Genomic DNA, 20,401 nt, shown 5'->3' with positions numbered 1-20,401 from the left:
GGCACGTTCGTCATCGCGTTTCTTGACTCGTATGAGGTTCGGTTTAAGGTCCGTAGGCGCACGCGCGGTGCGGACGGTGGACGGCATTTGCGTCGAAAGCGCAAATAAGAATGCCCGGGGGTCGGATCCCGGGCATTTAACAAAAGCTGAAAACTAGGCCGCCCGCGCTCTCGTACACTTACGCGGGATGCGTCGTTTTCTATTGATATTGTATCCCGAATCGCCCCGCCGATCCGGGACATTTTGAAAACTCAAATGCGGGCTTACGCACGAAAGGAATCTCGTTAATTCCGAAAATAATGTATAATTCCAATTTAAACTGGAATCAAACGAAAACGATGGAAATGAACGAAGCGCTAATCTACTTACAAGAAGCACTAGGCCTCTCCGCCAAGACCAAAACTTGGCCAGGATCCGCACGCTTGCCGCTGCATCTGCGGGCGATTGAGGTCCGCGCTGTTGACACAAACGGTTTTTCGTTTTTGCTTGCAAGCTTGCCTACTGGCGTCGGGCTTCCTGAGGCTAAGAGAGTCTATAGTCAGCTAGCCTTGCGTGCGGAGACTCCTGTTGCCGTTTCGTTTCCTGATGCCGATGTACGTCAGCGCAAAGCATTGGTCGCACAAGGGATTCCCTTTGTCTGCCCAGGTAGACAGGCTTTTCTTCCATTTATGGGCACAGCCTGCACGGAGAGGGGTGGTGCTTGGTTTCACAATCACGCGACCAAGATGTCACCCAACGCGCAGGTTGCCGCAATCTGGGGAGCAGCCCAGGAGCCATATCGCCCCTATGACCTTTGTCGTGCGCTTGGGATTTCGGCAAGCCGCGCGAGTGAGGCCATAACCGAGCTTGTTGACAGGGGGCTCGCGAGGCGCGAGCGTCACGAGCGACGTGTCGTCGTGCTCCCCGTTGCCGTTGATCTTCTGCTCAGCGAGCACATGGCAGAGCTCTCCTCGCCTGTCTCGAAGGTCTTTTTTGCAAGGAAGACACCGCAGATCGACTGTCTTGTTGACGCCGGGGAGACGGCGCTCGCCGCGCGTTCGATGCTCGCTGCGCCGGGTATGGAACAAAAGGCCGTCTTAAGAAGTGCATGGCGTCAACTGAGCGACCTCGAAGTCGCAGACGGGGAGTTGCCGGATAACGAAACGACGATGATCCAAGTGTGGCGCTATGCGCCCGTGTTTGCCGGCTCCTCCCGTGTCGACGACATTTCGCTTGCGCTATCTTTGGCGGCAATCGACGATGAGCGAATTCAGCTCGAAGTCGATCGCATGTTTGGAAAGGAATATCCATGGCAAGAAGCGCTGTAGAAGGTCTCCAAGAATTTCAGCAGCATATGCAAAAAGCTGCAGGATCGTATGCCCTTATCGGCGGCACGGCATGCGACATTTTGCTCTCGGAGGCGGGACTTCCGTTTAGGGCGACTCACGATTTTGATGTGGTAATTGTCGCCGATGACCGGTTGCCTCAGACGGCAGAAGCTATATGGACTTTGGTGCGTGATGGCGGCTACCGCTGCGGCTGGGGCGAAGGTAAAGGCTCGTGTTTTTATCGGTTTACAGAGCCTAAGAGGCCGGGTTACCCCCATATGATTGAACTCTTCGCGAAGTGCCCCGACTTTCTAAAGGGTCGTGAGGGGATTGATGTGGCGCCAATTCACGTTGATGAAAACATAAGCAGTCTTTCGGCAATTTTGTTGGACGATGCTTACTACAGCTTGTTCCTTCAGGGAATTCGGACCGTAGGCGGCGTTTCGGTCCTAGGTACGGAATACATTGTCCCGTTCAAAGCGAAGGCGTATCTCGACCTAAAAGCTAGAAGGGAAGCGGGGGAGAACGTTGATTCGAGGAAGGTAAAAAAGCATAAACGCGATGCGCTGAGGCTTGCTCAGTTGCTTGGCGAGTCGGAAGGTGTCGACCTACGCGGAGAACTGAAGGACGATATGCTTGCGTTTGTTAAAGATTGTGAGGTGGGCGACGTCAATCTGAAACAGATTGGGGTTGCGGGCGTAACGATGGCGCAGTTGCTCGAGACGATGAAAGCAACATATGGCTTGATTGGTTGAGTGGGGTTACGTGGCCCGGACGGTGCAGTCAAGCTGCGTTGTCCGGCGCAGAGGTTCGCTAATCGGCTATTATTTGTTTAGACAACATGAGTTGTAGAGGAGTGACCGGTGATGGTGCAGGGCGCCAAACATATGAAGAGCAATAACGCCGCGGCCAACGGTGGCTCAAGCCCGCAGCCCAAACCTCAACCAAAGCCCAAGCGCCGTCGCAAGCGGCTGCCGCGCTGGGCCGACCGGCTCATCACCATCGTCATCATCCTTATTGGCGTGGGCCTTATGACCTGGCCGTGGATCTTGGACCGGCTCGAGGCCTCGGGCGTGTTCAACCAGATCAGCACGGTGTCCAGCACCGTGGACGCGCTGTCTGCCGAGGAGCGCGAGCGCATCCTGCTCCAGGCGCGCTCCTTTAACGAGCAGCTGGCGGGCGAGGCCACCGAGCTTCCCGCCGACCAGATCGAGCCCTACGCTCAGCAGCTCATCTTTGATCGCGATCCCATGATGAGCTGGGTCGAGATCCCCTCCATCGACGTGAGTATGCCCATCTACCACGGCACGAGCGAGGAAGTCCTTATGGCGGGCGTTGGCCACCTGGAGGGCACGAGCCTGCCGGTGGGCGGCACCTCGACGCATTGCGTGCTCACCGCGCACTCGGGTATGCGCAACCTGAGTATGTTCGACGACATCCATTCGCTGGAGCCCGGCGACCTGGTGCTGCTGCACACCATGAACAAGACGCTCGCCTACAAGATGGTGGACTCCGAGGTCGTGCTGCCCGAGGAGATGGAGTCACTGACCATCGAGCCCGGCGCCGACAAGGTGACGCTCGTCACCTGCACGCCCTACGGCGTGAACGACCATCGCCTGCTGGTGCATTGCGTGCGCACCAAGTACAACAAGAAGGACGTCGACAAGCAAAAGTCGCTGGCCGGCCGCCACTGGGGCAAGCGCGAGTTTGCCGTGCTCATCGTGGTCGTAGCCATTGTGCTGTTGCTGCTGGACATCGTGATCCACGCGGTCCGCAAGCGCCGCAAGGCCAAGGCCTCGGCATAGGACATTCTCCAGAACCATCACAATGGGGACAGGCACCTTTGTGGTGGTCAGGGCTTCCAAACCATCACAACATTCGATGAAAATCTCGTTTTTGGCGATAAGCGTCGAATGTTGTGATGGTCTTCGTTGTGGGCGGGACGGCTTTCGCTGTGGACAGGATGGTTTTCGCTATGGACAGTGCGGTTTCGCTGCAGGACCGCCGCCCCGCCGCCTGCCAACCGCCGCCCTCGTTACGATTTCGCTGCATTTGGATAAAGCGCCTGCTCCAAGGCGCCCTCGCCCTGTATACTAGAGCGGTTTAACTGTTATGCGGAAGGGAGCGCCTATGGCACTCAGCGAGAAAGACGTGCTCGGCATCGCCGAGTACGCAAAGATCGCACTGACCGATGACGAGCTCACCCAGATGACGTCCTACATGAACGACGCCGTCCAGATGCTCGAGCCCGTCCTGCAATATGACTTGCCCGACGTGGAGCCCACGTTCCATCCCATCGGAAGCCTGTCCAACGTGATGGGCGATGACCTGCGCGAGCCCGAGCGCGACCTGCCGCTCGACGTTGCGCTCGAAAACGCCGGCAGCGCGCGCGACCGCTACTTCCGCGTGCCGTCCATTTTGGGAGAGGGGGAGAGCGAGTAATGGCGCTAAGCTTCGATTCCCTTACCGCCGCCCATATTGCCGCGGGCGTTTCTGCCGGCGACTTTACCGCTACCGAGGTGGCCCAGGCCTCCCTTGCCGCCATCGAGGCGCGCGAGGGCGGGGTCCAGGCATTCCTGCAGGTGGCGCCCGAGCTTGCGCTCGAGGCCGCCGCGCGCGTGGATGCCGACCGCGCCGCAGGCAAGCCGCTGCCCCCGCTCGCGGGCGTGCCGCTGGTCATCAAGGACAACATGAACCTCGTGGGCACGCGTACCACCTGCGCTTCCCGCATGCTCGGGGACTACCAGAGCGTCTACACCGCCACCTGCGTCCAGCGCATGCTCGACGCCGGCTGCCTGCCCATGGGCAAGGCCAACATGGACGAGTTTGCCTTCGGCAGCTCCACCGAGAGCTCGGCGTTCCACCGCACCAACAACCCCTGGGATACCGAGCGCGTGCCCGGCGGTTCTTCGGGCGGCTCCGCTGCCGCCGTCGCCGCGGGCGAGGTCGCGCTCTCGCTGGGCTCGGACACCGGCGGCTCCATCCGTCAGCCGGCGTCGCTGTGCGGCGTGGTGGGCTTTAAGCCCACGTATGGCGCCGTGAGCCGTTACGGCGTGGTTGCCTTTGGCTCGTCGCTCGACCAGGTGGGCCCCTTTGGCCGCACGGTCGAGGATGTCGCGCTGGCCATGAACGCGCTTACCGGCGCGGGCCACGATCCGTACGACTGCACCAGCCAGGATTGCGCCGTCGACTTTACCGAGCATCTCAACGACAGCATCGAGGGCAAGCGCGTGGGCATCATCCCCGCGTTTATGGAGGCCGAGGGCCTGACGCCCGAGGTCAAGGCCGCCGTTCAGCGTGCCGCCCAGGAGCTTCAGAACCAGGGCGCCGAGCTGGTCGAGGTCGACCTGCCGCACCTGGACGCCGCCATCGCCGCCTACTACGTCATCGGCCCGGCCGAGGCGTTCTCCAACCTGGCTCGCTTCGACGGCATTCGCTACGGCTATCAGGAGGAGGGCTGCGCCAACCTGTCCGACCAGAGCTCGCTCTCGCGCGCCCACGGCTTTGGCGCCGAGGCCAAGCGCCGTCAGATGCTCGGCGCCTACCTGCTGAGCTCGGGCGTGTACGACAAGTACTACTACGCCGCGCAAAAGGCCCGCACGCTCATCACGCAGGACTACGACGCCGCGTATGCCAAGGTGGACACCATCCTCATGCCCGCCTCGCCGCGCACGGCCTTTAAGTTTGGCGAGATCAGCGACCCCACGCAGATGTATCTCTCCGACCTGTACACCATTTCGCTCAACATTTGCGGCAACGGCGGTATCTCGGTGCCGCTGGGCCTGGGCGAGGATACTCAGCTGCCCGTTTCTGCCCAGCTGGTTGGTCCGGCGTTTAAGGACCGCCAGCTGCTCACGTTTGCCCGCGCCTTGGAGCGCGGCTTTGCGGATGCCGCCACGGGTGCGCCCGCGCTTTCCGTCGCGCCCGATTTTGCCGGGAAGGGAGGCGAGCTGTAATGAAGGAGCTTTCCGAGGTCCTGCAGGATTGGGAGGCCGTGATCGGCCTGGAGATTCATACCGAGCTCACCGCACTCGATACCAAGATGTTCTGCAACTGCAAGCTCAGCCACGATGACGAACCCAACGCCAACGTGTGCCCGGTGTGCCTGGGCCTGCCCGGCGCCTTGCCGGTGCCCAACAAGCGCGCCATCGAGAGCATCGTCAAGGCCGGTCTCGCCACCAACTGCGAGATCCAGCGCCACTCGATGTTCTACCGCAAGCACTACTTCTATCCCGATATGGCCAAGAACTTCCAGACCACGCAGGGCCCGGTCGCCTTTGCCATGTACGGTCACCTGGACCTGGACGTGACCGGTCGCGGTGCCGCCGAGCGCCCCGACTGCGCATTTGGCGAGGCCGAGGCCCAGAGCCTGGCGAGCGCCTCGGCCAACGCCGAGGGCCTGTCCACGTCCATGACGTCGACCATGCGCGAGGGCAACCAGCGCGCCGGCCATCTGGCCAGCTATGACGCGTCCAACCTGCAGATGCCCGAGCGTCGCGAGGACGGTTCCTACACGGTGCCCATCCGTATCCTTCGCATCCACATGGAGGAGGACGCCGCCAAGATGGTGCACGTGGGCGGTGCCGAGGGCCGCATTACCGCCGCGGCCGAGTCGCTCGTCGACTACAACCGCTGCGGCACGCCTTTGATTGAGCTCGTGACTGAGCCCGACTTGCGCACGCCCGAGGAGGCCCGCCTGTTTATGGAGAAGCTCCGTCGCATCTTTGTGACGCTGGGCATTTCCGATTGCTCCATGGAGAAAGGTTCCATGCGCTGCGACGGCAACGTGTCGCTGCGACGCCGCGGCGAGACCAAGCTGGGCACCAAGACCGAGCTCAAGAACCTCAACTCGTTTAAGAGCCTGCATGACGGCCTTGCCTACGAGATCTGCCGCCAGGCCGAGGTGCTCGAGGAGGGCGGCATTATCTACCAGGAGACCCGTCACTGGGAGCCCAGCCGCAAGCGCACCGTGGTCATGCGCGTCAAGGAGACGGCCGACGACTATCGTCTGTTCCCCGATCCCGATCTGGCGCCGTTCGATCTGGACGATGAGTTCATCGACCGCTGCCGTGGCGAGATCCCCGAGCTGCCCGATGCTAAGCGCGCCCGTTTTGAGGCCGACTTTGGCATTAAGGCGGCCGATGCCGAGCAGATCGCCGGCGACCCGGAGTTTGCCGAGTTCTTTGAGGCTGCCGCTGCCGGTATGGCTGGCAAGGAGGCCCAGACGGTCGCAAACCTGCTGGTGAACGAGATGATTGCCTACCTTAAGGGCGCGGGTGTGTCGCTGACCGAGTCCGGCATCGCGCCGGCTCAGGTGGCGGCACTCGCCAAGCTGCTGGCGACCGATGCCATCAGCTCCAACCAGGCTCACGAGGTCTTTGAGGCCATGGCCCAGACCGGCGACGACCCCAACAAGATCGTCGACGAGCGCGGTATGCGTCAGGTGAGCGATGCCGGCGCGCTGCAGCCGATCGTGGACGAGGTGCTGGCTAACTGTGCCGATCAGGCACAGCAGTATCGTGACGGCAACCAGAAGGTCATCGGCTTTTTGGTAGGCCAGTGCATGAAGGCGAGCCGCGGCAAGGGCAACCCGAAGCTCTTCAACGAGTTGCTGAGAACGTCGCTCTCGTAGCTGCGAGGCCGGGGAAGCCCCGAGTCGCCGGGGTGTTTCCTCCAAATTTCAAACAGTCCTATGCAAGACGAAGGCCACATTTAGTGGCCTTCTTTGCATGCGGAACTCATTTGGAGCAAACACCCCGGCGACTCGGGGCTTCCCCGGCCAGACGACTCGGCCGTTCGGGTCAGGTGGGCTGATGGGAAAGATGGTGACGGAGGCGCAAAATGCGCCTCCGTCTTTTGAATGTGATGAAAGTGTGGCGAAATGAGCTTAAAACTTCCGTAAATGTGATAAATGTCACGTTTTACCTAGGGTAAAATGTGGGAAATATCACGTTTACGGAAGTTTCTTTGCGGGAGGTTCGGTCATGCAGCGAGATATCATTGCCAAGCTTAACGCTTGGAAAGCGTCAGAATATCGTAAGCCGCTTATCCTTAAGGGGGCGCGCCAGGTTGGAAAGACGTGGGCGCTTAAGGAGTTCGGCCGAACCTCGTACCTCAATTTTGTGTATCTGACGCTCGAGGAGCCGTCACCTGGGGTACAGAGCGAGTACGCTCAGTTTTTCGAAGGTACGCGCGATCCTCGACGGATCATCTCAAATCTTTCCCTGGCACTTGGACAGCCTATCGATCCTGGCGAGACGCTGCTTATTATTGATGAGATCCAGGATTGTCCTTCTGCAGTCGGCGCCCTTAAATACTTCTGTGACGAGGCCCCCGAGTATCACGTCGCATGCGCAGGGTCTTTGTTGGGCGTTCGCTTGTCCCGTGAGACCAGCGCTTTTCCGGTGGGAAAGGTCGAGTTCATGGAGATGCGCCCCATGAGCTTTTCCGAGTTTCTGAAAGCCGAGGGCGCTGCAAACTACGACGAATACCTTGGCGGCCTGGATCAGATCGAGACAGTGCCCGATTTCTTCCATGTCCGTCTCGTCGAGCATCTTCGTCGTTATTTTGCATGCGGCGGCATGCCAGAGGCTCTTGGCCGGTGGGCGGAGACGGGCGATATCGTTCAGGTCGATAAGGTGTTGTCTGATCTCTTGGATTCCTACGAGCGCGATTTTGCCAAGCATGGTGGCCGTGCGCAGTTCGCCAAGCTTTCGCAAATATGGAACTCGATTCCAGCTCAGTTGGCGCGCGAGAACAAAAAGTTCGTTTGGGGTGCGGTACGCGAGGGGGCTCGTGCTCGAGAATACGAGGATGCTCTGGAATGGCTTGCCGATGCTGGGCTCATCACGGCGGTTCGCCTTAATGCTGCCGGTGGTGTGCCGCTCTCTGCGTACGATGACCTCAAGGCATTTAAAGTCTACTGTCTTGATGTCGGCTTGCTGCGCCGCATGGCAAGGCTGGATGCGTCCGCTTTTGCCATCTCGGATGCGCTATTTTCGGAGTTCAAAGGTTCGTTCGCCGAGAACTATGTGCTTCAGGCATTACTTTCACAGTTAGATGCTGCTCCGCGTTATTGGACAAACGAGAAGCCGAAGCACGAAGTCGATTTTTTGATTCAAGTCGGAAACGAAATCGTTCCCGTCGAGGTCAAATCGGGAGAGGTCGTTCATTCCAAGAGCCTTAAGTACTATGCCGACAAGCATGCGGAGACGACTCCATTGAGGGTCCGCTACTCACTTAAGAACCTAAAGCTCGACGACGGGGTGCTCAACATTCCGTTGTATTTGGCTGATCGATCTGTCCCTCTTATCAAAAAGGCGCTTGATTGTGCGCATCTTGACGTTTAGATCCTGGGTGAGCTGACGGGCGGCGGCTAATTAATCGCTCCGTTACGGCCAGGGAGCTTGGGCCCTAGCGATGCTTGCTTCGCCAGGCCGTGGGTGTCATGCCGGTGTATTGTTTGTAGGCTTGGGTGAAGGCGGCCTGCTGAGGGTAGCCTAGACGCTCTGCCACCTGCGCTATCGTGAGCGCGCTATCGGCCAAAAGGTCCTGTGCTCGCTCCATACGGCGTCTGCGAATGTAGGCGCCCAGGGACTCGCCAGTTTGGGCCTTAAAGGTGGCACACAGCTTGGATCGGCTTGTGTAGAGCCTCTCGGCCACCTCGTTGATACCCATACGCCTGCCTGTGTCGAGCGCGCGCTCAATCATTGCCGTTGCTTCTTCGGCAATGGTTATGCTGACGCGTGTGTCTGCCGCCTGCCGCGCCTGCTTGTGGGCCGCTCGCGAACAGGCGAGCTCCGCGACCATGGTCTCCACGATGCCCTGCATATAGACGTGTCCGCCTACGGTGCGGGCACGTTCCTCGTTAATCCGGCGCAGCGTGTGGCAGATGGCAGACGTCGCTTCCTCGTGCCATGGCTCGGCAAACGCCTCAAAGATTCCCGCGAACTCGGTGGGATAGCGGTGCTCCAGTTCGTCAAAATATCCAGGCAAAAAGAGCACCGAGCGCGAGTGATAAAGCTCCCCCGCAAACAGCGGGCTTAATTCCTCGCCACAGCTATCTTGGATAAAGCTGCAAACGGCATTGTTTGGCCACGGTCCATGCAATGGTTTAAGGTTCGCGGGCGTTATGCCAGCCTCGGGCATGCATGTAAGTGTGGGCGCGCTGACCTCGCTCACGCAGGCGTATGGCTCGGGCGTGTATTCGGCCAGGTACATATCGTGCGTCGGGGTGATGAAATGCTCCATGACGATGCAGACAGGGGAGAGAGGCATGATCCATGCGCGGCCGTGCGCCCGGTCGTTTGCCACCTCGCCGGTAAAGACAGCGCCCTTGCCGGAAAGCTCCAGGCCAAACTGCTCAAACTGTGGTGCGTAGAGCTCGGTTATGTCGGTCGCTGCCCGCCGTATTTGCAAAAGCGTCCCTTTCCTTTGCAGAAACGTCCACGCCTGGCTTGATTGTGAGCCATGGCTAACACATCAATGATAAGTTCATTACGGTTAACTCTCAAGCCGTTAGAAAGGAATCTCATGGCAAAGGGATCAAAAAGGGAAGGTGGAGGCATCGGCGAGTTGCTCGCGTATGCCGGTGACCGTAAATTCCTAACGTATTTGGGCATGGCGCTCTCGGCGCTCTCGCAGCTGCTGAGCTTTGGCCCGTACGTGTGCATTTGGCTTGTCGCTCGCGACCTGATCGCCGTGGCACCTAACTGGAGCGAAGCCTGCGACATCGCGATGTATGGCTGGTGGGCCGTGGGGTTTGCGCTGGCAAGCATCGTAACTTATTTCGTGGGGCTCATGTGCACGCATCTGTCCGCGTTTCGCTGCGCGTCCAATATCCGTAAGGCTACGAGCGAGCACCTGCTTAAGTTGCCGCTCGGCTACTTCGACACGCATGCCACCGGCGAGCTGCGCCGCATTGTAGACGGGTGTGCCGCCTCCACCGAGACTTTGCTCGCACACATGCTGCCCGATATCGCAGGCGCCGTCGCCATGGTCGTGGGCTTGCTCGTGCTGCTTTTCGCCCTCGATTGGCGCTTGGGCGCGGCATGCCTCATCTCGGTGGCCATTTCGTTTGGCGCCATGGCCACCATGATGAGCGGCAAAGGCGCCGAGTTCATGAAGGCCTACATGGGAGCGCTGGTCAAGATGAACAAGACCGGCACCGAATACGTACGAGGCATCCCCGTGGTCAAGGTGTTTCAGCAGACGGTCTACTCCTTTAAGGCCTTCCACGATGCGATCGCCGAATATGCCGACATGGCGCAAAACTATGCGGGCACGTTCTGCCGAGGTCCGCAGGTGCTCAACCTTACCGCGCTCAATGGTCTTGTGGCATTCCTGCTGCCCGTGGCGTTGCTGTTGGCGCCGGGCGAGACGGACTTCGCGCATTTTATGGCCAACTTCACGTTTTACGCGATTTTTTCGGCCGTGGTGCCGACGGCCATGACCAAGCTCATGTTTGTGGGCGAGGCCTCTCAGATGAGTGCCGATTCGCTGGCTCGTATTCGAAGCGTCATGGATTCCAAGCAGCTCTCCGTGCCCGCCCAACCCAAGCACCCTGCCGGTGGCGACGTGCGATTTGAGGACGTGAGTTTTACCTACGAGGGTGCCGAAGCACCTGCTGTCAGTCATGTGAGTTTTAGCGTTTCCGCGGGTAGCGCCCTCGCCCTGGTGGGTCCCTCGGGTGGCGGTAAGTCAACCTGCGCAAGCCTGATCCCTCGTTTTTGGGATGTTTCCTCGGGCCGAGTGCTCGTAGGCGGTGTGGACGTTCGCGATATGGATCCGCACGAGCTTATGGACCAGGTCGCCTTCGTGTTCCAGACCAACCAGCTGTTCCGGCAAACACTTGCCGATAACGTGCGCGCCTCCAAGCCTACGGCCACTGACGACGAAGTGCGTGCGGCCCTCTCCGCAGCTCAGTGCGACGACATTGTGGCCAAGCTCCCACAGGGCATCAGCACCATGCTCGGCGCCGGCGGAGCATATCTTTCGGGCGGCGAGGTCCAGCGCGTGGCGCTCGCCCGCGCGATCCTTAAAGACGCGCCTATCGTGGTGCTCGACGAGGCCACGGCGTTTGCCGATCCCGAGAACGAGGCGCTCATCCAGCGCGCCTTTAGCAAGCTGGCGGCGGGTCGCACGGTCATTATGATCGCGCACCGACTCTCGACTGTAGTGGGCGCAGACCAAATCGTGGTGCTCAACCAGGGCAGCGTGCAGGAGTCGGGTACCCATGCCGAGCTGCTGTCCCAAGAGGGTCTGTATGCGAAGATGTGGGCCGAATACGAACAGGCCGCGAGCTGGAAAATCACTGCAGCGACCGCGGATGCCGCCGTCACGAAGGGAGGCGAGGCCTAAATGTTCGCCTCATTCCAAAAGAAGTATTTCCTATCCGATAAAGGCGTCGCCGGCGTAAAACGCGGCATTTTCTGGACCACGCTCACCAATCTCATTACCATGGCCGGCATGAGCTTTTTATTCCTGGTCATGGCCGGCTTTGTCGAGCATCTCACCAGCGGGGCTGACCTGCCGGATGCCCTGCCGATCGTGGGCGGCCTCCTGGTCTTTTTCGTGTTGCTCTTTGCCTCTAACTGGCAGCAGTATTACTACACCTACTGCATCTTTTACGAGGAGTGCGGCAAGCAGCGTATGGAGATCGCCGAGCGCTTGCGCAAACTGCCGCTGTCGTTTTTTGGTCGTCGTGATCTGGCCGATTTAACCGAGACCATCATGGGTGACGTCCAGGCCATGGAGCACGCCTACAGCCACGTGCTGGGAGAGCTTTGGGGCGCCATCATCGCAAGCGCCATTGTGTTCGTGGCGTCGCTGTTCTTTTGCTGGCAGCTGGCGATCGCGGCGTTTTGGAGCGTTCCCGTGGCCTTTGCCGTGCTGTATCTAACACGCGCCCCCATGACTCCGGTGTTCGATCGCGTGCGTGCCGAGAAGGTCAAGGTTACCGAGGCGATTCAAGAGACGCTCGACTGCGTTCGCGAGATCCGCGCCACCAACCAGGAGGCCCATTATCTTGAGGGACTCAACGCCGTGATTGATGCCGAGGAGCGCGAGACCACCAAGGGCGAGCTCGCTAACGGGCTTTTGGTCAACTCCGCCTTTGCCATTCTGCGTCTGGGCATTGCCACCACGCTGGTCACGGGTGCTGCGATGGTCGCCTCCGGGCAGGTCGACTTTTTGGTGATGTTTGCCTTCCTGCTTATGGTGAGCCGTATCTATGCGCCCTTTGACCAGGCGTTAATGTTAATGTCTGAGCTGTTTGTCGCCGAGTCGTCTGCCAAGCGCATGCGTTCCATCATGGAAGAGCCTGTGGCGCGGGGCAGCGAGAAATTTGAGCCCGCGGGTCACGATGTGGTGTTCGATCACGTGGCATTTGGCTATGGTGCGGGCGAGGACGGACGCGCCGGCGAGAAAGTTCTTACCGATGTGAGCTTTACCGCCAAGGAAGGCGAGGTCACGGCACTGGTCGGTCCTTCGGGTTCCGGTAAGTCTACGGTGAGCCGCCTAGCCGCGCGCTTTTGGGATGCCACTGCGGGCAAGGTTACCGTGGGCGGTGTGGATGTTGCGGGTGTGGATCCCGAGGTGCTGCTGCGCGACTACGCCATTGTGTTCCAAGACGTGCTGCTATTTGACGACACGGTGATGGGAAACATCCGCCTCGGGCGTCGTGATGCCACCGATGAGGAAGTGCTTGCGGCCGCGCGTGCCGCCAACTGTGACGAGTTTGTGAGCCGCATGCCGCAGGGCTACGACACCATGATCGGCGAGAACGGCTCCAAGCTGTCCGGCGGCGAGCGCCAGCGCATCTCTATCGCCCGTGCGCTGCTCAAAGACGCGCCTATCGTGCTGTTGGACGAGGCGACGGCGAGCTTGGATGTGGAGAACGAGACCGTGGTACAGCAGGCGCTCTCCCGTCTGCTTGCAGGTAAGACGGTTATCGTTATTGCCCACCGTATGCGTACGGTGGAAAATGCCGACAAAATCGTTGTGCTCAAGGATGGAGTGGTTGCCGAACAGGGCACCCCGGCGCAGCTCAAGGCGGCAGGTGGAGAATTCGCCCGCATGGTAGCGCTGCAAAAGGAAGCGGCTGCCTGGCAGCTGTAGGAATGTGACAAAGGGACAGCCCCTTTGTCACATTGAGTTCACCCCCATAGTTTCCAAAGAGTTAACCTTTGTTGACCTTAATAGTTAGATAAACTAAACTATTTTCTAAAAGTGTGCTCGAGCAAACTTATTTACTCGGGTGCTGAGGCACCGTGCCGCGTCCAATGCGGCAAAAGGGAGAAGCAACATGAAGAAGTCGACGTTCAATACCCTGCTTGTCGGTGGCGGTTTTCTGCTTGGCACGGCCGGCATCAAGCTGCTTACCAGCGCTCCGGTCAAGAATGCCTGCGTGCAGGGTATCGCGTGCGGCATGCGCATCAAGAACGGCTACCAGGACATGGTCGAGCAGGCCAAGGCTAATGTCGACGACATGGTTGCCGAGGCGGCCTACATCACCCAGAGCGAGGCCGCTGCTGACGAGGCAGCCGAGTAACGCTCCCAGGCACAAACTATGAGATTCTCGATTATTAGCGAGATCCCCGGCAGGACCCGTCTTCAATTGGCGGGTCCTGTGCCAGAGAGCGATCTCGATGCACTTCTTAAGCTCAGCGGCGATATCGACGGCGTGCACAAGGTGCGCGTCTACGGCCGCATTGGCCAGATGGCGCTCGAATATGACGAGCGGTGTCGTGCGGGCGTGCTCGACGCCTTGGGTGCGCTCGATGCCCAGGCCATTGCCGACGCAAAGACGGGTTACGTGATGCAGCTTGAGCCACGCAAGCACGAGCTCGTCATGGATCTTGCCACACTTATCGGCGCCCATTACGCACGTCGCTGGTTCTTGCCGACGCCTCTGCGTGCGGTGTTTGTCGTGGCCGGTTACATGGCATTTTTGCGCGCTGCCCTTCATGAGCTGGCGCAGCCGCGCCTGACCGTTCCTGTGCTCGACGCTTCGGCCATCGGCATTTCGTTCGTCAAGCGTGATGTCGACACCGCGGGGCAGACGATGTTCCTGCTCAACGTGGGCGAGCTGCTCGAGGACTACACCCGCGCCATGAGCGAAAACGAGCTCATCAACTCTCTGCTCGATGTGCCCGACAAGGCGCAAAAAGTCGTCGGCGACACCGAGGTAAGCGTTGCCGCCACCGAGCTTGAGCCCGGCGATTTGGTCGCCGTGCGCACCGGCATGTCCATCTGCATCGATGGCGTGGTTGAGCAGGGGAGCGCCATGGTTAACCAGGCGACCCTGACCGGGGAACCGCTTGCCGTTGAGCGCAGCGCGGGCGACGACGTGTTCGCCGGAACCGTCGTGGAAGACGGCAGCATCTTGGTGCGCGTGCGCGCCAATACGGCTCAGACCAAGCTCCGCTCGATCGTCTCGCTCGTACAGACGGCCGATTCGCTCAAGTCCGAGGGCCAGTCGCACATGGAAGACCTCGCCAACAAGATTGTCCCGTGGAACTTCCTGCTCGCGGGCCTGGTTGCGCTTACCACCCGCAGCCTCATCAAGACCTCGGCGGCACTGATGGTCGACTACTCGTGCGCACTCAAGCTCACGGGTTCCGTCGCCGTCATGACCGCTATGAGTGATGCTGCCAAGATGGGCGTCATGGTCAAGGGCGCAAAGTACTTTGAGTCGTTTGCCAAGGCCGACGCCATTGTCTTTGACAAGACCGGTACGCTGACCGAGGCACAGCCGCGTCTTGCTTGCGTGCTCACCACCGATGGCTGGAGTGAGGACGAGATCCTGCGCCTTTCCGCTTGCTTGGAGGAGCATTTCCCACATCCGGTGGCACGCGCCGTGGTCAATGCGGCACGCGAGCGCGGGCTCGAGCACCGCGAGCGTCACGCTGCTGTCGAGTATATTGTGGCGCACGGCATCGCTTCGTCCATCGAGGGACGTCGCGCGATTATCGGCTCGGCACACTTTGTGTTTGAGGACGAGAGCGCGCAGCTCGAATCCGACATCAAGGAGCGCATCGAGTCCCAGATGCAGGGCTTGTCGCCGCTGTACCTGGCGGTCGACGGCACGGTCGTTGGCGTGCTCGGTATCGAGGACCCGCTCAAACCCGGCGTGCGCGAGGCCATCGCCGACTTACACGCGTTGGGCGTTAAGCACGTGGTCATGCTCACGGGCGACTCGGAGCGCACAGCCGAGCGCATTGCTCGCGAGGCAGGTGTCGACGAGTTTAAGGCCGAGCTGCTGCCCGAGGACAAGTACGCGTATGTTGAGCGCATTAAGGACGAGGGGCGCCACGTTGCCATGGTGGGCGACGGCGTCAACGATTCGCCGGCGCTCGGTTTGGCCGACGTGGGGCTGGCAATGGGCGGTGGAAGCGACATCGCCAAGGAGGTCGCCGATATCATCCTGACCGATACGGATCTCGCCGCGATCGTGCGCCTGCGCCGCATGAGTCAGGGGCTTATCGACCGTCTGACGAGTTCGTATTCCAAGGTGATGCTCACCAACTCGGCGCTGTTGGCATTGGGTATTACCGGCATGATCACTCCGCAGACGTCGTCACTGCTGCACAACGGCTCGACGATTGCCTACAGCCTGGGCAACGCGAAGGCTTACCTGCGCTAGCAGACGTGTTTGCCCACGTTATCTGGCCTGCGCCCAGACGGCATCGGTGTCGTCCGGACGCAGGCCTTTTGCATTTGACCATTTGCTAGCTTCTCTATATAGTGTCGCTAGCGATGCTAGCATTTGAAGGGAGCGGGATCAACGTGGGTGCTGTTAGCGGCATGGCGCAGGTGAACGTTCGCGTGGATCGCCAGGTCAAGAACCGTGCCGAGGAGGCACTGCGGCTTTCGGGCGGGTCACTGCCCGAGCTCATCAAAAAGGTGGTGGCCAAGGTCGCGCAGGGTGGCGGACAGTGCGAGGAAGTGCTTGCGGCCGTCGACGACCGGCAGCAGGCCGTCGCGCGCGATACTCCGTATGCCGCGTCGTGGGCAGCGGCAGACCGGCTTTATGCAGATATGGGCATCGCTGCGTCGCCTGTATCCGACGATCGCGATTGGGACACAATCTATTCCGAAGCCATGGACGAGCGCTATCGCCAAAAGGGGATGATCCTGTGAGCGGGGCTCCCCTCAAAATAATGGTGGATGCCAACGTATGGGTCGATTCGTTTTGCGTCGACCATGCCGAGTCGCTTGCCGCGCGTGCGTTTATTGGACAGGCGACGGAGACGGGGGCGTTGCTGTTCTTCCCGGTGCATATCGCTAAGGACGTACTGTACGTTGTCCAACACGAGCTGAAGCGTAGCGTTCTTGCCAGCGGGGGAGCACTCGACGAGGCGTCTGCCCGTGCAATTGGCGATGCGGCGTTGGCGTTTGTTCGGAACATGACCGAAAACGCCACGGCCGTGGGTGCAGATGCGTCGGACCTTTGGCTGGCCGACAAATACTTAGCGCTCCATCGCGATTACGAGGACAACTTGGTGCTCGCCGCGTGCAAGCGCGCACAGGTCGATTACTTGGTGACTAACGATCGCAAGCTGCTCGAACATGCCGATCTTGCAGCAAAGACCCCGCGCCAAATGATGCCGATTCTTGCTCTGGCCGAACGTGGTGGGCGGGTGTCCCGATAGCGCCTGGCTGTCTGCGTGGCCTTCGGAACGTCGGCGCTCGGAAGGCCACGCATCCTTTAATTACAAAAGTGCTGCCTTGATGACAGGAGCTTCGACGAACTTTTCGACAGCCTTATCGTCGGAGTCGTTTAGTGCTGCCAGACTGCGGTAGACCCACTCGTTGACCTGGGTGTTCTTGACGCCTGCGGTCTGCATAAGGGCGCCTACCTCGCGGAGTGCTGCGAGTAGATCGGCTTTGGGACCCGCGAGCTCGACCTTGATGCCGTGGTAGGCGGTCACGCCGCGGTTCTCGCTCACGTGGTCGATAAAGCCCTCGACGGTCTCAAGCTGCTGGGCGAGAGCTGCATCATCGTCGGCGTCCAGCGCGACGAGTGCGTTGGATGCCGTGAGGGCGGGATGTCCGCAGGGGACAAAGCCTTCGATGACATCTATAGCTTCGGTAATGGTTGAACCCAGGCCTGCGAGGGCATTGACGAGTTGCTGCTTGGTATTCATAACGGTCCTTTCGACGGGTCAATTTTGCTTGGCGAAAATATACGTGACGCGATCGGTAGCAAAAGTGCGAAGTGCGGCGCACATTGGGGTCTTCACAGCTCGTGCATAGAACAGCTGTCCGCTTTCAGAACGTGGTAAGATAACACTCCACAAGCGGGGCTCGCCCTGCATGTTCCTTGAAAAGTCGACGGGTGTTGGGTGCTCGTGCCCAATGCCATCCAGACTTCCCGACATTCGGGGGCGACTGGTTTCGACACGATAGCTCTGAGAGAGGAAGCAAGCCGAGGTCTCCTCGCCTCGTTAAACAGGGGTACCGTCAAATTGAATTGACAACAACTCTTCTTTTGAGCCTATGGCTCTCGCTGCTTAGTTTATAGCGGCGCGTCAACCCGGTGATTTCCCCGACACCGGCGCGACGTCATGTTAGGGGAATGCTCCTGCGCACGTAATCGGTATGGCGCAGGCTAAGACCGAACCGGTTAGGACGCCGCGAGCGTGTCGCTGCGCGCAAAGCGTCCGAGACAAAACCAGCGACTGAGCTTGGAGATGCCAATCAGGGGGCTTTCGTGGACCGGAGTTCGATTCTCCGCGCCTCCACCAATAGTTACAAGCAGGTAGAGAAGTGTCTCTACCTGCTTTTTTATTACTTACAGATACCGCGGAGAATCGAACTCTGTGCAGGGCGCGGGCGTAAAGAAAACGCGTAAGCGTTTTTAGCCCGCGGGCGAGGACGCCGGCAGGCGGCCGAAGCCGGTGCGGATTTGCGAAGCAAATACGCGGATTCTCCGCGCAACGCCCCAGCCAGATATGAGTGCGATGCCGATTAAGCTCCGGCTGCCCATGCCTCGCTTCAACGCAAGCCCCCTGCCGCGGAGAATCGAACTCTGTGCAGGGCGCGGGCGTAAAGAAAACGCGTAAGCGTTTTTAGCCCGCGGGCGAGGACGCCGGCAGGCGGCCGAAGCCGGTGCGGATTTGCGAAGCAAATACGCGGATTCTCCGCGCAAAGCCCCAGCCCAAAACAGATGTGCTGCCGACGGCATTTCTGCCAACTATGCCCCCGCACCAACGGATCCCCCCCACCCGCGGAGAATCGAACTCTGTGCAGGGCGCGGGCGTTAGGAAAACGTCGCGGCAGCGCAGGGTGGGACGCGCTTTCCTAACGGTCGTCCAACGGAAACTGCATCCCAGAATATCGGCTCAGAATGGGATGCATTTTCCGGATGGGCTGTTGACGGAAAGCTCATCCCGGAATCCGCGCTCAGAACGGGACGCGCTTTCCCAACGGCAGTCCAAGCGGAAAGCGCGTCCCGGAATCCCGCCTCAAACTGGGGCACACTTTCCGCTTCACCTGCCGCCTCGAAAAACCTGCGCGCTCGCCATCCCAAAACTGGGTAGAAGAAAGCCAAAACGCAATCGCAGGAGGTCAATATGACTGCAGAAGATAAGGCAAAGAACGCCGGCAAAGTCGCGCTCGTTTTGGAGGGCGGCAGCTTCCGCGGGCAATTTACCGCGGGCGTGCTCGACGTTCTCATGGAGGCCGGCGTCGAGATTCCGGCTGTCTACGGTGTATCGGCCGGCGCCCTCAACGGCGTGAACTACAAGTCGCATCAGATTGGTCGTGCCAACCGCATCAACCTGGCTTTCTGCAGCGACAGCCGCTTCATGGGCGCCGCATCGTTTGCGTCCACGGGCTCTATCGTCGGCTACGACTTTATCTTCAACGATGTCCAGGACCGCCTGGATCCCTTTGACAACGAGACGTTCGACGCGAGCCCCATCGAGATGTACGCCGTCGCGACGGACATGCTCTTTGGAACCGCCACGTACCTCCCGGTCAAAAGCGCCGTGCTCGACCTCGACGCCGTGCGTGCCTCGACCTCGCTGCCGCTGGTGACGCCGCCGGTCGAGATTGACGGGCACAAATACGTCGACGGTGGCGTAGCCGATTCGATCCCCATCGAGCATGTGCTCGAGGAGGCGGGCTTCGACCGTGCGGTCGTCATCGTCACGCAGGACCGCTCGTACGAGAAAAAACCCTACGAGTTTTTGCCGGCCGCGCGTGCGCGTTATGCCGACTACCCCTACCTGCTCGAGGCTATCGAGACGCGCCACGACCGTTACAACATCCAGCGCATGCACCTGTGGAAGTATGAGCGCGAGGGCCGTGCGTTGGTCGTCGCTCCGCAAAAGCCGGTCGAGGTCGGCCATGTCGAGCACGATCCGGCAAAGCTTTTGGACCTGTATATCCAGGGCCGTCAGGAGGCAAAGCGCCTGCTCGCGGAAATCCAAGAGTTCGTTGAGCACTAACGACGGCGAACCCTCAAAAAATGACAACAGCTAAAGAGCTGGAAAAATTATGGCTCGTGGATGACATGTGCAGAAACTCTGGTCGGAGCCAAAATACCTGTTGACTCGTACGGCGAGCGGGGTAATATGGACGGGTTACTTGCAGAGCCCCGTGAATCTCTGTAACAACACGTACTGTACATGGAGGAGTCTAAGTGATTTCGAAATCGACTCACTACGCCAAGCAGGGCGAGGTCCAGCGCAACTGGGTTCTCGTCGACGCCGATGGTGCTGTCCTGGGCCGTCTTGCCACCCAGATCGCAATGATCCTGCGCGGTAAGAACAAGCCCCAGTTCACGCCCAACAGCGACTGCGGCGACTTCGTTGTCGTCATCAACGCCGATAAGGTCCAGCTTACCGGTAACAAGGCCGACACGAAGACCTATTATCGCCACAGCGGCTACAACGGCGGCCTCAAGGCTGAGAGCTTCCGCCAGGCTATGGAGAAGCACCCGGAGAAGGTTATCGAGCGCGCCGTTCGCGGTATGCTGCCCAAGACCACCCTCGGCCGTGCCCAGATGACCAAGCTTAAGGTCTACGCTGGCACCGAGCATCCGCATGCTGCCCAGAACCCCACGAAGATTGAGCTGGAGGCTTAAA

Annotated in this window: 17 protein-coding genes and 1 other RNA gene; 16 read left to right on the top strand and 2 right to left on the bottom strand. The window is 59.9% G+C overall.

The genetic code is table 11. From position 1 onward, the window contains the following. Nucleotides 1-344 precede the first annotated feature (344 nt). From I2E45_RS01465 to I2E45_RS01435, 7 genes are all read left to right on the top strand, one after another. Complete coding sequence (locus I2E45_RS01465) at nucleotides 345-1,307, top strand: MarR family transcriptional regulator (RefSeq protein ID WP_195443915.1); 963 nt, start codon at nucleotides 345-347, stop codon at nucleotides 1,305-1,307. Then, nucleotides 1,289-2,062 carry a hypothetical protein gene (locus tag I2E45_RS01460; protein ID WP_195443913.1) on the top strand — a complete coding sequence of 258 codons (774 nt, stop codon included), beginning with the start codon at nucleotides 1,289-1,291 and terminating at the stop codon, nucleotides 2,060-2,062. The genes I2E45_RS01465 and I2E45_RS01460 overlap by 19 nt, the downstream gene beginning before the upstream one ends. A gap of 132 nt (nucleotides 2,063-2,194) precedes the next feature. Further along, entirely contained in the window at nucleotides 2,195-3,112 is a 918-nt protein-coding gene (locus tag I2E45_RS01455) for a class C sortase (protein WP_157758027.1), read from the top strand. Nucleotides 3,113-3,437: 325 nt separating this feature from the next. Then, nucleotides 3,438-3,749, top strand: coding sequence for an Asp-tRNA(Asn)/Glu-tRNA(Gln) amidotransferase subunit GatC (gene gatC / locus I2E45_RS01450; RefSeq protein ID WP_195192587.1), 312 nt, complete (start codon nucleotides 3,438-3,440; stop codon nucleotides 3,747-3,749). Beyond that, the gene (gene gatA, locus I2E45_RS01445) at nucleotides 3,749-5,263 is read left to right on the top strand and encodes an Asp-tRNA(Asn)/Glu-tRNA(Gln) amidotransferase subunit GatA (protein ID WP_195443912.1); all 1,515 of its coding nucleotides are present in this window, start codon (nucleotides 3,749-3,751) and stop codon (nucleotides 5,261-5,263) included. Before gatC ends, gatA begins: the two co-directional genes overlap by 1 nt. Continuing rightward, nucleotides 5,263-6,939: an Asp-tRNA(Asn)/Glu-tRNA(Gln) amidotransferase subunit GatB gene (gene gatB, locus I2E45_RS01440; protein ID WP_138375153.1), complete on the top strand. Its 1,677-nt coding sequence runs from the start codon at nucleotides 5,263-5,265 to the stop codon at nucleotides 6,937-6,939. The genes gatA and gatB overlap by 1 nt, the downstream gene beginning before the upstream one ends. Before the next feature lie 352 nt (nucleotides 6,940-7,291). After that, a complete protein-coding gene (locus I2E45_RS01435; RefSeq protein ID WP_195443910.1) occupies nucleotides 7,292-8,656 on the top strand; it encodes an ATP-binding protein in 1,365 nt (454 codons plus the stop codon). A 64-nt stretch (nucleotides 8,657-8,720) separates the two neighbouring features. Here the strand turns inward: I2E45_RS01435 and I2E45_RS01430 are convergent, their stop codons facing one another. Next, nucleotides 8,721-9,725, bottom strand: a complete 1,005-nt coding sequence (locus I2E45_RS01430; RefSeq protein ID WP_195443908.1) for a helix-turn-helix domain-containing protein — start codon at nucleotides 9,723-9,725, stop codon at nucleotides 8,721-8,723. Between the two features lie 114 nt (nucleotides 9,726-9,839). Between I2E45_RS01430 and I2E45_RS01425 the strand changes: the two genes are divergently transcribed. From I2E45_RS01425 to I2E45_RS01400, 6 genes are all read left to right on the top strand, one after another. Then, nucleotides 9,840-11,666 carry an ABC transporter ATP-binding protein gene (locus I2E45_RS01425; protein WP_195443906.1) on the top strand — a complete coding sequence of 609 codons (1,827 nt, stop codon included), beginning with the start codon at nucleotides 9,840-9,842 and terminating at the stop codon, nucleotides 11,664-11,666. Beyond that, nucleotides 11,667-13,424 (top strand): ABC transporter ATP-binding protein, encoded by a 1,758-nt coding sequence (locus I2E45_RS01420; RefSeq protein WP_195443903.1) that lies wholly within the window; start codon nucleotides 11,667-11,669, stop codon nucleotides 13,422-13,424. 187 nt (nucleotides 13,425-13,611) lie between these two features. Continuing rightward, the gene (locus I2E45_RS01415) at nucleotides 13,612-13,857 is read left to right on the top strand and encodes a DUF6110 family protein (RefSeq protein WP_055250999.1); all 246 of its coding nucleotides are present in this window, start codon (nucleotides 13,612-13,614) and stop codon (nucleotides 13,855-13,857) included. 78 nt (nucleotides 13,858-13,935) lie between these two features. After that, nucleotides 13,936-15,951, top strand: a complete 2,016-nt coding sequence (locus I2E45_RS01410; RefSeq protein WP_271742039.1) for a heavy metal translocating P-type ATPase — start codon at nucleotides 13,936-13,938, stop codon at nucleotides 15,949-15,951. Between the two features lie 143 nt (nucleotides 15,952-16,094). Then, entirely contained in the window at nucleotides 16,095-16,448 is a 354-nt protein-coding gene (locus tag I2E45_RS01405; protein WP_195443899.1) for a hypothetical protein, read from the top strand. After that, nucleotides 16,445-16,960: a type II toxin-antitoxin system VapC family toxin gene (locus I2E45_RS01400; RefSeq protein ID WP_195443897.1), complete on the top strand. Its 516-nt coding sequence runs from the start codon at nucleotides 16,445-16,447 to the stop codon at nucleotides 16,958-16,960. Before I2E45_RS01405 ends, I2E45_RS01400 begins: the two co-directional genes overlap by 4 nt. 60 nt (nucleotides 16,961-17,020) lie before the next feature. On the opposite strand, the gene I2E45_RS01395 is transcribed toward I2E45_RS01400, so the two are convergent. Continuing rightward, nucleotides 17,021-17,455: a hypothetical protein gene (locus I2E45_RS01395; RefSeq protein WP_195443895.1), complete on the bottom strand. Its 435-nt coding sequence runs from the start codon at nucleotides 17,453-17,455 to the stop codon at nucleotides 17,021-17,023. Between the two features lie 236 nt (nucleotides 17,456-17,691). On the opposite strand from I2E45_RS01395, the gene ssrA reads away from it, so the two are divergent. The 3 genes from ssrA (at nucleotide 17,692) to rplM (ending at nucleotide 20,400) form a co-directional block, all read left to right on the top strand. Next, nucleotides 17,692-18,055, top strand: a transfer-messenger RNA (tmRNA) gene (ssrA, locus tag I2E45_RS01390). Between the two features lie 828 nt (nucleotides 18,056-18,883). After that, nucleotides 18,884-19,762: a patatin-like phospholipase family protein gene (locus I2E45_RS01385; RefSeq protein ID WP_195443894.1), complete on the top strand. Its 879-nt coding sequence runs from the start codon at nucleotides 18,884-18,886 to the stop codon at nucleotides 19,760-19,762. 194 nt (nucleotides 19,763-19,956) lie between these two features. Then, nucleotides 19,957-20,400 (top strand): 50S ribosomal protein L13, encoded by a 444-nt coding sequence (gene rplM, locus I2E45_RS01380; RefSeq protein WP_195403996.1) that lies wholly within the window; start codon nucleotides 19,957-19,959, stop codon nucleotides 20,398-20,400. Nucleotide 20,401 lies beyond the last annotated feature (1 nt).

The organism is Collinsella aerofaciens, assembly GCF_015555045.1.
Taxonomy (GTDB): domain Bacteria; phylum Actinomycetota; class Coriobacteriia; order Coriobacteriales; family Coriobacteriaceae; genus Collinsella; species Collinsella aerofaciens_W.
Note: the sequence above shows the minus strand (reverse complement) of the source record. Positions and strands in the feature narration are given on the sequence as shown.